Origin of the sequence: Undibacterium sp. CCC3.4, assembly GCF_034347425.1 — a bacterium.
GTDB lineage: Bacteria > Pseudomonadota > Gammaproteobacteria > Burkholderiales > Burkholderiaceae_D > Undibacterium.
This window is the reverse complement of record NZ_CP133779.1, coordinates 3,017,961-3,030,939: the sequence shown is the minus strand read 5'-3', so window position 1 is coordinate 3,030,939 and position 12,979 is coordinate 3,017,961. Positions and strand designations below refer to the sequence as shown.

Sequence of the window (12,979 nt, the reverse complement as noted above, 5' to 3'; positions counted from 1 at the left end):
CGATCAAATCAGTTTCGAGTAGGTCGCCGTGGTGGTGCCTTGCAAGTACTTGTCAAATACCATCGCCACGGCGCGCACAAATAAGCGCCCTTTCGGTGTCACACTAATCCGCTGCGGTGTGACGATCAAGAAGCCAACGTCTTCATACTGCGCCAAAGCGGCAATTTCGCTGGCAAAGTAAGCAGAAAAATCAATTTGATAGCGCAGATTAAGTGCAGCAATGTCGAGCGGCATACTGCACATCAACGTCATGATGACTTCGCGACGTAGCAAATCATCGCTAGTAAGCGCCGTCCCTTTCTCAATCGGCAAATGCCCGGCATCGAGCGACTGGTAATATTCTTTGATAGTGCGTACCGATTGACTGTAAGAATGGCCGACCTTACCGATGGCGGAAACGCCAAAACCAATCAGATCACAATCGGCACGGGTGGTATAGCCTTGAAAATTCCTATGTAAAGTCTGATTCTGACGTGCCTTATTCAATTCATCATCCGGTTTGGAAAAATGATCGAGACCAATATACACGTAGCCAGCTTCGAGCAAGCGCCTGGTCGACATCATAAAAATTTGCAAGCGCTCTTCGGCCGAGGGTAAATCGGCTTCGATAATCTGGCGCTGGGCTTTGAAACGCGAAGGCAAATGGGCGTAGTTATACAAAGCGATGCGATCCGGTGCCAGCGTAATCAAACGATCGAGCGTGAGGCTGAAACTGGCCATCGATTGCTTAGGCAAGCCGTAAATCAGATCGGCATTAATCGACTGAAACTGCGCTTGACGGCTGCCGAGCACGGCCGCCTCCACCATTTCATAAGGTTGAATGCGGTTCACCGCTTGCTGCACGGCTGGGTCAAAATCCTGCACACCGAAACTATTCCGATTAAAACCGAGTTCGGCCAACACGGCCAGAGTTTCTGGCTTGACGGTGCGCGGATCGATTTCGACGCCGATCTCGGCATCCTCGGTAAAATTGAAATGCTGACGCAACAACTGCATCAGTTGGCGCAATTCATCGGAACTGAAAAAAGTCGGTGAACCGCCACCGAGGTGTAATTGCGCAGTCAAACGGTCTGGGCCAATGTGCTCGGCCACCAAGGCGATTTCCTTAGCCAAATAGCGCAGGTATTCGGTGGTACGGCTATGATCTTGCGTGATAATTTTATTACAGGCGCAAAAATAGCAAAGCGATTCGCAAAACGGTAAATGTAAATACAGCGACAGCAGCGGATTATCGCTGTTATTCTTACGCTGACCAAGATAATGTAAATACATGCTTTCATCAAAATTCTGATGAAAGCGATCGGCGGTCGGATACGAAGTGTAGCGTGGGCCGGATGTATCAAATTGACGGATCAAGGCTTCCGACAAATCGATTTGATCGGCCACGGTGTCATTTTTTTCAGCTATGTTCATTTTTTCCTCTCGATTAACCCGGTTTACCATCGGCGCGCGCGCCCAAATACAAAGGCAGCATCATTCCCATCCAGCCGATTAACAGCAGCAGCCAGGCTGCGGCAGACCAAATCAGCAAAGCCGGCATGGCCAATAAACTGGCTGCCACACGCGCTACGGCGGCTGCATGCAGCGCCAAATACAGTAACCACAAAAAATTCGATACTTGCAAGGGCCGGCCGCTGTGACCGAAGGAAACACGGCTGACAAAGGCGACCAACATGGTCCCCATGAAGCCGAGCGCGAGCGCATGCAGCGCCGCCGATGTCGGCACGAAACCCAGACTGGCGGCCGCTTGCAAGGCAAACACCACACTCAACCAAGCAAATGACAAGTGCAACATCGCCAGCAAACGGTTTGGCAGGCTGCGAGCGATACCCCAGCGCCACGAAGTATACAAAAAACTCAGCGCCAGCGCCGCAGCATTGAGTGCAGCCAGCCACTGCCACGCCAGCATATCGGCGCAAGCTTGTAACACACAGCCGCTCAACCAAAAAGTCAACAGCCAATCCGGCCGCCACGGCGCATACCGGACCAGCACATTACTGCTGAAAAATGGCAGCATGCGGTGGCAAACCGTCAAAAACACCGGTAACAAAAAAGCGAAAAAGCTTAATTCGCGCGCCGCCAACCACGCAGCACTCCAACCGGCACTCCAGCACAGCGTCGCCAGCAAGGCCAAAGCCCCACCCAGCATCGCCGCGGCGAGCGCGCGCGCATGCTGTTTATCAACTGCGCGACTATGTCGCAACAAGCCTATCCAACGCCAAGTGACGGCACACCAGGCCGCTGACATGAACACGAAGCCGGAGCTGCGCAAGGCATGCAAGCCAAACGCCGCAGAAAACAGCACCAACAACATGCCGACAAAATAGGTCGCACCATGCAGCAAAAAATCATGATCGGGCGTATCAAGCGCGAGCCAACGCGGACCGGCGGTAAACGTGAAGCCGAGTATAAACAATGGAAACACGCCCAAGGGCATGACCAAGGCATGCAAGGGCAGCGCTTGGCTTTGCTGCTGCAGCAGCTGTAGCAGCCACCAGAAAAACAGCATGGTCACGGCCAGTCCGCCGAGAAAAAAGTACAGTCGGTGTGGTGCTATGGCGAGTCGTTTCATTTTCTTATCCTTGCAAGGGGGTATTACATACTGGCCAGCCGACTGGCGCAGCGGCTCAACCAAGCCGGACGTTCGCTGGCATCGATCCAATACTTGACCGCCACGCCCAGTTCGGTATCGCCTTCGATACGTAAGCGCCGCCGAAAAAACAAGCTATCGGCATCTTCCATACCAGACGCCATCTGAAAAAAATCGACCGCCTTGGCCGTCATCGTCACATCGGCCGGACTACTCGCCGGCAGCGATTTGAAGCGTCCGGCGTCGCAATGAAAGCACAGCGTCAGCGCCAGATCTTCGACCACAATCCGAAAGCTGCGGCCATACAGCGTGGCTGGCGCCACCAACAGTGCACGCCGCCGCGCCACTTCCAACAGCAGTAACAAAGGCGCACTGGCCAGCGGTGCCGGCAAATGACGCGTCAGCTGACGCAGCACAGCGGGAAAACGAAAATCAACAAAGTTCATCAGTGACAAGCTCCCTCAGTAGGTTCAGATAACCAGCGCATGCCCGCCTGCGCGTGCCAATAACCATTGCTGCGCGCAGCCAGCGGCGGCAACAGCGTATCCACGAGTAGCGCCGCAGTACCGCTGCGACGTGCCAAATCGAAAGCGGCCACCACCGCGGCCATGCCCTGCGATTGAATCTGCAAGCGCAGCACTTCAACCCCAAGTTCGGCCAGCGCCGGTAAGGCGGCACCGAGATCAAGACACACCGCGCTTTGCGTCTGGATACCATTCAGGCTTAAAAACTCCGCGCCATCACGGGTCGCCAGCGCCAAGCCATCGGGATAATCGCCACAGCGAAATTCACAATTATCTTTGCGCAAACGGTGGTGGCGCGCAGTAAAACAGCGCGCCGAATACGCCAAGGCCATGCGACCCCAGACTTGCACTTCCGTTTGCATGTTCGGGCTACGTTGCGCTTGCAAGGCGGCTAAGTCGTCGCGTGCCAGCTCCAGCGGCGGCGCGAAGCGCAGCGCACCCAATTCTTGTAACCAAGCCAGGGTGTCGGCGTGATACACATTCAAATGAGGCCCGGCCACGAAGGCTTGCCCTTGCAGCGCGCGCACGGCACTGAAATCATTCGCCTCCACCATCAGACCGGCAGCGCCAGCGCGCTCGACCAAGCGCAGCATGGCGCGGCGGTCGGCATCATTGTCGATCAGGGTCAGGCTGGACAACACCACTTCTTTTCCGGCCGCGCGTAATTCAAGAGCCAGCGCCAGCCAGTCATCGGTTTTCATCACATGTCGACGCGAACAAATCACTTCACCGAGGTAGACAATGTCAACCGGCCAATCGACTGCCGTGGCATAAAATTGCAAGGTATCGGCGCGGCTCCAGTAATAAGCCAGCGGTGCCAGAGAAAGTCGAAAAGTAGTCATACTGCGGGTTGTCCCTTTATTTCCAAGGGCGATCAAACGCGCCCTGAGTAACTTGCGCGCCTTCGGCATGCCGCGCCAGCATGGTTTGCCATTCCGGCCGCGCTGAATAGCGCTCCGGGTCAGCTTGCGCGTTGTCGAGTGCGGCGCGCAGAGTTGCCACCACTTGGCCTACATACGTGGGGCTACGCTGACGTCCTTCGATTTTTAATGCCGCCACCCCCATCGTCACTAGTTTCGGTAGCAGCGAAATCGCATTCAAACTGGTCGGTTCTTCGAGAGCATAATCAATTTCACCATCGACCAAGAAACGTCCTTTGCACAGAGTCGGATAGGCAGCGGCTTCGCCTGCCGCATAGCGATCGATCAGGGTGCCGGACAAGCGTGCTTCGAGTACCTGCTCGCGCTCGGTCCAACTGACCGCATGGGCTGGCGAACACACGCCTTTATTATTCGGTGAATCACCGGTAACGTAACTCGACAGCAAACAGCGTCCTTCAGCCATCACGCACAAACTGCCAAAGCCAAAGACTTCGATTTCAACACTGGTTTGGCGAATGATTTTTTCAATTTCCGGCAGGCTTAACACCCGTGGCAACACCGCGCGGCGTATGCCGAATTGTTCGCGCATCAATTCGATGGCGTCGACCGTGGTGGCCGAACCCTGCACCGACAAGTGCAAACGCAAATCGGGGTGACGATCACGCGCATAAGCCATCAAACCGGGATCGGCTAAAATGACGGCGTCGGCCCCGAGGCGCACGGCACTGTCGACCGCGTTACGCCATTCGGCCGCCGCGCGCGGCTGTGGGAAGGTGTTGATGGCAAACAGAATTTGCCGGCCACGGCGATGCGCATACTCGACGCCGCTGCTAATATCGTCGTCACTGAAATTGAGTCCACCGAAATTGCGCGCATTGGTCGCATTGCGCAAGCCCAGATAAACTGCATCCGCTCCTTTGTCTACAGCCGCCTTAAGCGCGACCAGACTACCGGCAGGAGCCACCAAATCAAGTGTTTTCATGACAAACGATGATAGTGAAAAAAATCCTGACAGTCATTGTTCTCGGTCAATAAAATCGAACGTCATGCTGCCATAGTCGGCCATTTCAAGCCACACCGCGTATCAATGCCAGGCCGGTTGCTCAGTTTGATAGATTTGTAGCGCGGTGGCGCAGCCGATGTGAATGGTGGAACCACAGACGCGTATGAGTTTTTCATCGCTCAGCTGATGCAGCACGCGCGACAAGGTTTCCGGCGATACATTGAGTAGCGAGGCGAGCAAATGCTTCTTCAACTCCAGCCGCACATCATTAGTGCTTTGCATCGCCGAGGTCTGCAACAGATAATCGACCACACGCTGACTGGCGCTTTGCAAGGAATAGCGCTCGACGCTGCGAATAAAGCCCAGCAGGCGATACGACAGACCGGCCATCATCTGACGCGCAATCACGGGCGAACTGGCGAGCAGACTCAGCAAGGCCTGGCGCGGCACTTTCAGCGCCAAGGTATGTTCCAACGCTTCGGCGTGAAATGGATAGGGTTCATCGAGAAACATCATCGCTTCGCCAAAGCTTTGGCCGGCGCGTATCAATTCCAATACTTTGTCATTGCCCTGCACCGAAGGTAAGCTCAGTTTAACCAAGCCGAACACCACGATATAGCTGGCGTGCGCGGTGTCGCCCTTGCGTAGCAACAGGCTGCCTTTATCGAATTCCAACTTCACGACCTCGCTCTGCAGCGCGCCCAATTCGGCCGCTGAAATATGACGGAACAAGGCATGATTTTCGAGCAAGCCCATCAAATTCAAGTTATTCATCACTGGTCTCCGAAAAAAAACTGTCAGAGATCAAGTGTAGTCAGGCACCCTGCCCACGCCTATCCGCCAAGTGAACTAGAACGCACATGCAAACGAAGGGTTGACTGTATCTCATCCGGCTTTGTCGAGTCGATGTTCCACTGCATACACGGCGATTTGCACGCGCGAGCTCAAATTGAGCTTTTTCAGAATATTCTGCACATGAATTTTTACCGTACTTTCCGCCACATCCAGGTGGCGCGCGATTTCCTTATTACTTTCACCGCGCGCCAAGCACACCATGGTGTCGCGTTCACGTGGCGTCAATTTATCGCGTTCAGTCGGCACTGCCAAGTGTTGACCGCTGCGAAATTGCATGACTAATTTGGCCGTCATGGCATCGGCGATCACCGCTTCGCCGGCAGCCGCGCGTTTTATCGCCTGAGTCAAGTAATCAGCTTCGATATTTTTCAACAGATAACCGCGTGCACCGCTCTTGAGTGCGCGCGTCAAGTCTTCTGCTTCTTCCGACACGGTCAACATTAACACCGCCGTATCCGGCAAATCTTCGATAATCAACTGCAGCGCTTCCAAACCCGACAAACCCGGCATGTTCAAATCCATCAACACCACATCGGGACGCAATTGTTTGGCCCGCTTGACGCCCTCAAGACCATCGGCAGCTTCACCGACGATGTCAAACTCAGGATTACGTTGTAATAGCAAACGCATGCCGCTGCGGAATAAGGTATGGTCGTCGACTAATAATATTTTGATCGTCATGCGTTCTTTCTAACTAAGCTGTAATAGAGCTAAGCCACCAATCGTTCCTGCCGTAACACATGCAGAGAAATATGGGTACCGACGCCACGCTCACTGCTGATTTCGAAGGTGGCCGACAAGCGTTGTGCCCGCTCACGCATGATGCGCAAACCGATGTGCTCCTCCCCTTGGACATCGCTAAGGTCAAAGCCTTGACCGTTATCGCTGATGACGAAAGAGAAATCGCGTTCATTTCGGATATGCAGACTGACCAGACTGGCATCGGCATGTTTGCGCACATTGGATAAAGCTTCCTGCAAGATGAACAATACTTGCAATTGCTGTTCCGAGGCCAGCGCCGCGCCATTGCCCTGCAAGGCAATATCGGTCGCAATCCCAGTCTGGCGTTGGAATTTATTGAGCACATTGCGCATCTCTGAAATCAAATCACTATCCTGCAAGCGGGTGCGAAAATTGAGCAGCAATTCGCGCACATCTTCATAACTTTCCTGTACGCCGGCGCGCAGTAGCGGGGTGATCTCGACAATTTCCGTATAAGCTTGACGCTTAAGCGAATCTTCCAGCATTTGCACCTGCAAATTAAGAAAGTTCAAACCTTGCGCGATACTATCGTGTAAACCTTGGGCCAGCAAATTACGCTCTTGCGAGACGGCGAATTCTTTTTCTTTTGCGATCAAACGTTGGTTTTCTATCGCCGTTCCGAGATTCTTCCCCAGCGTTTCGAGTAAACGCAACTCTTCCCTGCTGATCACACGTTCGGCGCGAAAATGCAGAGAAAAACTGCCGATCACCTGTTCGCGCGCCAAAATTTGAAATACCGCCAGCGAAAAAAAGCCCTCGTCCTGACAACGAAACCGGTGCTGCTGATTCAATTGACGAAAATCGCGTATCAGAATAATGCCTTGCTGAGTCGCCGTCCCACAGAAACAAGCGTCAGTCTTGATACAATGTTCTTCTTCGATCATTTGCTCAGAAATACCCTCATGCACGGTAATATGCAGATGGTCGCTGTGATTATCGAGTATGCGCACCGTCCCGCCATCGGCGGCGATACGCTGCATGATGCGATGTAAAAAGCCGCGACATAATTCTTCTATCGCATGTGGGCCGGCCAAGAACCCGGCAATCTCATAGAGCGTACTGATTTCATGATGTTGCTCCTGTAATTGCGCCGTTTTTTCCAACACCCGCTGTTCCAAGGTTCGATGCACCGTTTGCACGCGGTCGGCCATCTGATTGAATGCGTGTGCCAGCACACCGAATTCATCTTCACTCTCAATCGGCAAACGCACGCTCAAGTCGTCATTCGACATGCGCGCGATACCGCTTTGCATGCGACTGACCGGTCCGACGATCCAAAGATAGAGCAAATACAGTAGCGCCACGCTGGCGGCCAAAGACATAAACGTCAAGGCGGTCTGACACAAGCGCAGCCAGGTAGTTTTTTCGGCCAACTCCACTTCGACCAGCGATACCAGCACATTAATACTGTCGACAAACAGAGGTAGCTCTTGCATGTAACGCGACAGCGCCTGTTGGCGTGCGCTGCCACTATCCGTCAGCGCCGCCTTGGCATCGACTTCCACACGCTGCTCCCACGTCTGCACCACCCTCTGCATTTGTAGTCGGATACTGCTGCTGGTGGGCAGAAACAAGGGTCGTTTCGCATCGCCTTCCTGCAGTGCCGTCAAGGTGCGAGAAAATTCACGTAATTGCTGTGGCACATCGGCCGGCGTATGTTCCAGCGCCACCGCCAAGCGGTACGAACGCATGCGCAAACTACCGGCTTCATTGATAGCCGCACCGCCGCCCTCTAATTGCCAAGACAAGACCAAGGTATACGCAATCGCCGTCAGTGTAAGTCCCAAGCCAATCAAGGTACTGAGCAAGATACGAAACGTCAGGCGCTTGCTGACCGGAAGAATAGCCACGCTCATGACTGTGCCACGCCAAGGGCGCGACAAGCGCGTGTAACAATACGGCGCTTCAGATACATAGGGTTTTCTTCCTCAAACGAAGGCACTGCGACGGCTATGCTGAGCTACACCCAACGGGCACACCATCGGCAAAAATGAATCGGAACGCTCCGAATACGCCAGTAAAGCACCCTCACTCATGTCAAAATACCAGCCATGCAAGACGATGCTGCCGGCCGCTTCGCGTTCGGCCACCCAGGGAAAGCTACGTAAATGATTGAGCGACATGATCACCGCACCCATTTCACAGGCGCGATGCTGTTCCTCTTGGCTGCAATGGGCCAGTCGCTGTAACACCTGCTGCTTGACCGGCTCAACCATGCGCATCCAGCGACCGATGAAATCGAGCGGACGCGACGTTTGATCCGCTTGGTCGGGCTGCGCAGGCTGCATCAGTGCGCGTATGCCGCCGCATTTTTCATGTCCCATCACGATGATACGCTGCACCTGCAAACTTTCGACCGCAAATTGTATCGCCGCGCTGACGCCATGTACATGCTCACTATCACTGCAAGGCGGCACCAGATTGGCGACATTGCGCACCACGAAAATATCACCGGGATCACAATCAAGCAGCAGCGCCGGATCGACGCGCGAATCGCAACAGCCGATCAGCAGAGTACTCGGGTCTTGCCCGAGCTTAAGCCGGTGGTACAGAGCCTCTTCGCCGACAAAGTATTTACTTTGAAAGCGTTGAAAACCTTCGATGAATTGATGAAGTTTATTCGTTTCAGTCACAATCGTCTTCGCAAAAAAAACGCCTCAGCCGCCGGTCTGTGACATGAAGCGTATGATTTTATCAGGCTGCTCAGTGAAGTCATGGCGCTCCGGCTTGAGTTCTATCGCCGCGCGCAGCGCCAACTCCAGCTCAACATCGCTGATCCCGGCGCGCAGCAAGGGGCGCAAGGCCAATTTCTCATCCTGACCGAGGCACAGATACAAAGTACCATCGACGGCCAAGCGCACGCGGTTGCAACTGGCACAGAAATGCTGACTGAGCGGTGAAATAAAACCAATAGTACCGCGCCCATCACGGGTACGCCAGTAGCGCGCCGGCCCACCACCGAGTTCGGCCACCTCTGGAATCAAATCAAAACGGCGCACCAATTGCTCACGCACCGGGCCGACATCGAGATAGGCACTGGCACGCCCACTGCTGCCGATAGGCATGGCTTCAATCAAGCGCAACAGATAGCCTTCATCGTAACAAAATTGCGCCATCTTCATGATTTCATGCTCGTTCACCGCTTTCATGAGCACCATATTGACTTTAATCGGCGCAAAACCGGCCGCCTTCCCGGCGCGCAAACCGGCCAAAATACTGGCAAAACTATCACGACCGGTAATTTTTTCGATACAGGCACGATCGAGGCTATCGAGACTGACATTGATGCGACTGACACCGGCAGCGCGTAAGGCCGCCGCGTGTTTCGGTAATTGGGTGGCATTGGTCGAGAGCGCGATATCGCTCAAACCGGGCAAAGCTGCCAGCCGACTCACCAGCGCGGGCAAATGCCGGCGCAACAGCGGCTCGCCGCCGGTCAGGCGCAGGCGTGCCACGCCCATGCGCGCAAAAGCCGCGACCACGCGTTCAATTTCATCGAAGCGCAGCCAATTTTCCGGCTCTTCGAAGTCGGAAAAATGCTTGGGCATACAATAACTGCAACGTAAATCGCAACGGTCGGTCACCGACAAACGCAAATAACTGACGCGTCGGCCGAAGCGATCGATCAAGGCTGGCGAGGTGTGGGCAAGGGTTTCCATCACTCGATTGTGCCTGAGCACGCACGCACTGACCATTCGCCGCCAGACTAGGTCGTACTAGTTCTTTCGGCGGAGGCCGGTGCCTATCCGCAGGAACAGGCCCCGCAACAGCCACTGCCCATGCCGAGCACGCCACTCAGATCGTTGATGCGCGCAGCACACATCGGATACAACACAGTTTCTTCTTTCAGGCTGTGTTGTTCCAAGACCGTTCCCAAACGCGCCAGCAGAGCCTGCGCATTGCCAGCGCTGACTTGTGCCAACTGTGCATGGATTTCCCCACACAAGGCCAGCATATCGACATGCTCGGTCCGCATCACCATGGTCGGCCCACTCAGATTGCCGGTAGCCTGTTCAAAAGCTGGAAACAAGCGCTCTTCTTCAAGGCGAATATGGGCCCTGAGCTCCGAGTCAAACTGGCTGAAATGTTGCGCCGCCACGGCCGGCTCCGCCCGATTCAAAGCGGCGTGACACTGCGCCAAGCAATTGTCGGCACTGTGATGTTGACGGATCAATTCTTTAATGGCTACAGACATGATATTTCCTTCTTCAAATTTGAGATTCACTGCAGCAGCGGACTATCCGCGCTACCCAGATCGATGCCGGAAATACTGGCGCGACCGACCGCAAGGTGCAAATACTGGCGCACCGCCCTATCGTAAGCAGCTTGATGCAAGGCGCTGGCAATTTGATGCTGCACGCTTGCAAACGGCAGCAACTGCCCCGGCACGACCCGACCGATGGCGATGATATGCAAGCCAAAGCGGGTTTCCACCAAACGCCCGATCACCGCCCCGACCGCAGCGGAAAATACCGCGCTTTCAAATTCCGGCACACAGGCACCACGTGCTATCTGGCCCAGATTGCCGGCCACGGCAGCCGAGGGACAATTCGAATTCGCTGCTGCCGCCGCCGCAAAGCTGCTGGTACCGTTCAGCACAGCGGCCAACACAGTTTCGGCATGCGCACGCAAAGCCGCCAGATCGACGGCCGGCGTGACTTGAAATAAAATATGACTGACTTCGGCTAACTGACCCACCGTAAACCGCTGCGGATACGCTTGGTATTGACGCCGACAATCGCTCTCATCTGGGCTTGGCAGCGGCACTTGCTGCGCCAACAGCGCTTCGATCACGCCCTCTTCATCGGCTGCCTGCAAACCGAGCGCTGCCGCTTCATCGAGCAATACTCGCCGCAGCACCAACGCCGTCATGGCCGCCGACACATCGGACTGATCACTGGCGGCCAAGGCCGCCGCCATGTCGGCGTCATTGAGTTCGACACCATTAACAATAACCGGCATTGTGTTTACTCCCGAGTAAATGACAGCGCTCAGCGCGGCCGTACCAATTGCCAAGCGCGCGTAACATAGCCGAGCGCCGCAAAGCCGCTCCAGACATGCACCAGGCGGGTGAAAGGAAAAATCACGAACAAACTCATGCCCATGAATAAATGTAGCTTGAATAACAAAGGCGCATCGACGATGAAGTCAGCCGCATCCGCACGCAAGGTAAAGATATGCTGCGCCCAATTCATCAACAACACCATCATGTGGCCGTCGCGGTGATTGGCCGATTCAAAAATCGTCGATAAACCAAGCGCCAGCGTAATGAAAATCCATCCCAGCAAGAGCTTATCGCGACCCTTCGTCTGCGCGGCGACACGCGCATTCATCAAACGCCGCTGCAGCAAAATCAACAAACCGAGCATACCGAGGCTACCGAATACACCGCCAGCCAGCATCGCCACCATTTGTTTCAGGCTATGGCTGATACCGAGCGTGTCCCAAACGATGACTGGTGTCAGCAGCCCGACCAAGTGACCGAAGAACAGGCCCAACACGCCGACGTGAAACAACAAATTCCCCAGCCGCAGTTGACCGGCATACAGCAATTGCGAAGAATCACTCTTCCAGGTGTATTGTTCGCGCTCGAAACGCAGCAAACTGCCGAGTAAGAAAATCGCCAGCGCGATATAAGGATAAATCCCGTAAAGGAATTGATGTAGATAATTCATGCTCGCCACCCCTTTCAATGACACGACCCCGACATCGCTGTCGGTGGCCGCTGCGGATAAAAATTCACAGTCTGTGGGCCACCAGGCCGTAACAGCGGTTCGACGCCATCAGCACCGGGGCCGAAAGTTTCCATAGCATCATCCATATCGCGTACCGGCGGCTCCCCCTGTTCTTGGGGCACCACATCGGTGAAGCTAGTCAGCAGTAGAAACAGGTTGGCGTAAGGGTTTTCACGCCGCTGCAGTCGCACGCCGATAGCGGCCAACACATGGATTGCTTCACCTAGTAGTTTGACGGCGGCCACACTATCGACCAGACTTAAAAATTCTAAAAACAGCGGCACGAAGTCGGGCAATTCGCTCACCTCCGGCTCGAAACCATGACGTCGGTATTCATCGATCAAATCCACCATGGCTTGGCCGCGGTCGCGACTTTCACCGTGGATATGTTCAAACAAATGCAAGGCCAGCGAAGGCGTGCGATCGAAGTTCGCCACATAATTTTCTTGCAGCGTGATCAGGCCGGTGTGGGCCAGATAATCAAGTAAGGGGGCCAAGGCGGCGGCGCTGTCCGGGGTGGCCGCCAAGGCCAGCTCGATTTCCGGCAGCGCGGCGAGCAACTCGGCCTGCGGATAACTGAGCAAGGCCGATAAAATGCGATAAATAGTCATATTCTTATTCCTCGTAAA

14 protein-coding genes are annotated in these 12,979 nt (G+C 54.7%); all 14 read right to left on the bottom strand.

Annotation, left to right across the window (positions count from 1 at the left end; genetic code table 11):
* Nucleotides 1–3: 3 nt before the first annotated feature.
* The 14 genes from hemN to narJ all read right to left on the bottom strand — a co-directional run bounded on the left by hemN (nucleotide 4) and on the right by narJ (nucleotide 12,961).
* Nucleotides 4–1,413, bottom strand: a complete 1,410-nt coding sequence (gene hemN, locus RHM61_RS13480) for an oxygen-independent coproporphyrinogen III oxidase (protein WP_322247822.1) — start codon at nucleotides 1,411–1,413, stop codon at nucleotides 4–6.
* 13 nt (nucleotides 1,414–1,426) lie between these two features.
* On the bottom strand, nucleotides 1,427–2,572 hold the full coding sequence (locus RHM61_RS13475) for an NnrS family protein (RefSeq protein WP_322247821.1): 1,146 nt from the start codon (nucleotides 2,570–2,572) through the stop codon (nucleotides 1,427–1,429).
* 23 nt (nucleotides 2,573–2,595) lie between these two features.
* A complete protein-coding gene (gene ubiT / locus RHM61_RS13470) occupies nucleotides 2,596–3,036 on the bottom strand; it encodes a ubiquinone anaerobic biosynthesis accessory factor UbiT (RefSeq protein ID WP_322247820.1) in 441 nt (146 codons plus the stop codon).
* On the bottom strand, nucleotides 3,036–3,956 hold the full coding sequence (ubiV, locus tag RHM61_RS13465; RefSeq protein WP_322247819.1) for a ubiquinone anaerobic biosynthesis protein UbiV: 921 nt from the start codon (nucleotides 3,954–3,956) through the stop codon (nucleotides 3,036–3,038). Before ubiV ends, ubiT begins: the two co-directional genes overlap by 1 nt.
* A gap of 16 nt (nucleotides 3,957–3,972) precedes the next feature.
* Nucleotides 3,973–4,977 carry a ubiquinone anaerobic biosynthesis protein UbiU gene (gene ubiU / locus RHM61_RS13460; protein ID WP_322247818.1) on the bottom strand — a complete coding sequence of 335 codons (1,005 nt, stop codon included), beginning with the start codon at nucleotides 4,975–4,977 and terminating at the stop codon, nucleotides 3,973–3,975.
* A 102-nt stretch (nucleotides 4,978–5,079) separates the two neighbouring features.
* A complete protein-coding gene (locus RHM61_RS13455) occupies nucleotides 5,080–5,772 on the bottom strand; it encodes a Crp/Fnr family transcriptional regulator (RefSeq protein ID WP_322247817.1) in 693 nt (230 codons plus the stop codon).
* A gap of 111 nt (nucleotides 5,773–5,883) precedes the next feature.
* On the bottom strand, nucleotides 5,884–6,534 hold the full coding sequence (locus RHM61_RS13450; protein ID WP_322247816.1) for a response regulator transcription factor: 651 nt from the start codon (nucleotides 6,532–6,534) through the stop codon (nucleotides 5,884–5,886).
* Nucleotides 6,535–6,563: 29 nt separating this feature from the next.
* Complete coding sequence (locus RHM61_RS13445; RefSeq protein WP_322247815.1) at nucleotides 6,564–8,471, bottom strand: type IV pili methyl-accepting chemotaxis transducer N-terminal domain-containing protein; 1,908 nt, start codon at nucleotides 8,469–8,471, stop codon at nucleotides 6,564–6,566.
* A 72-nt stretch (nucleotides 8,472–8,543) separates the two neighbouring features.
* Complete coding sequence (locus RHM61_RS13440) at nucleotides 8,544–9,248, bottom strand: carbonic anhydrase (RefSeq protein WP_322247814.1); 705 nt, start codon at nucleotides 9,246–9,248, stop codon at nucleotides 8,544–8,546.
* Between the two features lie 24 nt (nucleotides 9,249–9,272).
* Entirely contained in the window at nucleotides 9,273–10,274 is a 1,002-nt protein-coding gene (moaA, locus tag RHM61_RS13435) for a GTP 3',8-cyclase MoaA (protein WP_322247813.1), read from the bottom strand.
* Between the two features lie 83 nt (nucleotides 10,275–10,357).
* Nucleotides 10,358–10,810, bottom strand: coding sequence for a hemerythrin domain-containing protein (locus RHM61_RS13430; protein WP_322247812.1), 453 nt, complete (start codon nucleotides 10,808–10,810; stop codon nucleotides 10,358–10,360).
* A 26-nt stretch (nucleotides 10,811–10,836) separates the two neighbouring features.
* Nucleotides 10,837–11,577 carry a peptidylprolyl isomerase gene (locus RHM61_RS13425; protein ID WP_322247811.1) on the bottom strand — a complete coding sequence of 247 codons (741 nt, stop codon included), beginning with the start codon at nucleotides 11,575–11,577 and terminating at the stop codon, nucleotides 10,837–10,839.
* 29 nt (nucleotides 11,578–11,606) lie between these two features.
* The gene (gene narI / locus RHM61_RS13420; RefSeq protein WP_322247810.1) at nucleotides 11,607–12,290 is read right to left on the bottom strand and encodes a respiratory nitrate reductase subunit gamma; all 684 of its coding nucleotides are present in this window, start codon (nucleotides 12,288–12,290) and stop codon (nucleotides 11,607–11,609) included.
* Between the two features lie 14 nt (nucleotides 12,291–12,304).
* Nucleotides 12,305–12,961, bottom strand: a complete 657-nt coding sequence (narJ, locus tag RHM61_RS13415; RefSeq protein WP_322247809.1) for a nitrate reductase molybdenum cofactor assembly chaperone — start codon at nucleotides 12,959–12,961, stop codon at nucleotides 12,305–12,307.
* Nucleotides 12,962–12,979 lie beyond the last annotated feature (18 nt).